The 1,738-nt window shown below is 74.1% G+C and carries 2 protein-coding genes; both read right to left on the reverse strand.

Annotated elements, in window-relative coordinates; translation table 11 throughout:
* Positions 1 to 137: 137 nt before the first annotated feature.
* Positions 138 to 1,115 carry an ArsA-related P-loop ATPase gene (locus E1258_RS32455; RefSeq protein WP_132407780.1) on the reverse strand — a complete coding sequence of 326 codons (978 nt, stop codon included), beginning with the start codon at positions 1,113 to 1,115 and terminating at the stop codon, positions 138 to 140.
* Between the two features lie 47 nt (positions 1,116 to 1,162).
* Positions 1,163 to 1,738 (reverse strand): hypothetical protein (locus tag E1258_RS32460; RefSeq protein ID WP_132407782.1); only part of this gene is annotated, 576 nt, incomplete at its 5' end.

Below are 1,738 nucleotides of genomic sequence, written 5' to 3' on the forward strand. Positions count from 1 at the left end.
GCAGCACACCACGATCCGCACGCCCGGGTCGGCGAGGATCTGGTCGACGTCCAGCTGCGGCGCCGCGTCTTCGGAAGGCACCAATCGAGCGTATCGGGCTGCGGACAGTCTCCGCGCCGCGCCGGTGCCAGTGTGAGTCAATCCGCCCGCACGAGCACCCGGGACAGCGCCGCCAGCCCCGCCCGGTCCACCCCGTCGGGCAGCAGCGGCAGCTCGGTCAGGGGAAGCCCCAGCTCGGCCAGGTCACCGCGCAGCGAGTCCTCCAGCTCCCGGCGTATCCACTGGTCCCGGGCCTCGGCGGCGAGCCCGGCGACGGTGTCCCGATCGGCCGGCAACCCGGCGGTGAGCAGGCCGCGCCGCAGCTCAGCGGCGGTCACCGGCCGGCCGGCGGGCAGCGGTGGCCGGGCCGCGTTCACGATCACCCGGCCTACCGGGAAACCGAGCTGAGTCAGTTCGGCGATCGCGTCCACCGTCTCCTGGACCGGCATCTCCTCCAGCAGCGTCACCACGTGCACCGCGGTCATCGGGGAGCGCAGCAGCGCGGCGACCCCCTCGCTCTGGGTCTTGATCGGGCCGACCTTGGCCAGCCGGGCCGTCTCCGCCGTGACCTTGAGGAACCGGCCGATCCGCCCGGTCGGCGGCGCGTCCAGCACCACCGCGTCGTACGCCCGGCGCTGGCCGGCCGTGCGGGTCGTGGCCTCCTTGACCTTGCCGGTGAGCAGCACGTCCCGCAGACCGGGAGCGATGGTGGTGGCGAAGTCGATCGCGCCGAGCTTGCGCAGCGCCCGGCCGGCCGCGCCGAGCTTGTAGAACATGTCGAGGTACTCCAGCAGGGCCTCCTCGGCGTCCACCGCCAGGGCCCGTACCTCCCCGCCGCCCGGGGCGTCGGTGAGGTGCCGCTCGGCGTACGGCAGCGGATCGGTGCCGAAGAGCTGGGCGATGCCCTGCCGCCCTTCGACCTCGACCAGCAGGGTGCGCCGGCCGTTGGCGGCCAACGCCAGTGCCAGCGCCGCCGCCACGCTGGTCTTGCCGGTGCCACCCTTGCCGGTCACCACGTGTAGGCGCGCCGGCCACTCCGTGCCGGCCGGGTCGGCCGTCCGCTCAGCTGCTCGCACCCGTCGAGCCTATCCACCCGGCCGGTCCCGCCGATCGCGTCGCCCGGTCAGGCGATCTCGCAGACCCACCAGCCGGTCTTCCGCACCACGGTGAAGCGGAGGTCCTGGTCGGCGACCTTTTCGTCGGAGGTCGTCATGGTCACCCTGGTGGTGACGGTGGCCCGGTCGCCGGTCTGGTTGTCCACCTTCGGGCTGGTCCAGCGGAACCGGGCGTCGGAGTACTGCTCGGCGTACCGCTTCAGCTCCGTGACCTTGGCGGTGATCTTCCGGTCGTCCCGGGCGGCGGCGCAGACGTAGCCGGAGGCCTTGCGGGCGTCCCGTTCCCGGTAGACGGCGGTGAGAAAGTTCTCCACCGCGACCGTCGGCTCCTTCGCGCCCTCGCCGTTCTCCGTGCTGCGCAGGGTGAAGAACGCAGCGGCGCCGCCACCGCCGCAGAGCATCAGCGCCAGGACCGCCACGATCGAGGCGATGAGCACCCCGCGCTTCTGCTTCGGCGCGACCGGGGCATGGTGCGGCGGGTATCCCGGCGGGGGCGCGCCGGCGCCCGGGCTCGGCGGGCCCCCGAAGGGGCCGGGCTGGGCTGAGCCGCCGAGCGGTGCGGGACCGGCCGGCGAGCCGACGCC

This window comes from Micromonospora sp. KC207 (genome assembly GCF_004348615.1).
GTDB lineage: Bacteria > Actinomycetota > Actinomycetes > Mycobacteriales > Micromonosporaceae > Micromonospora.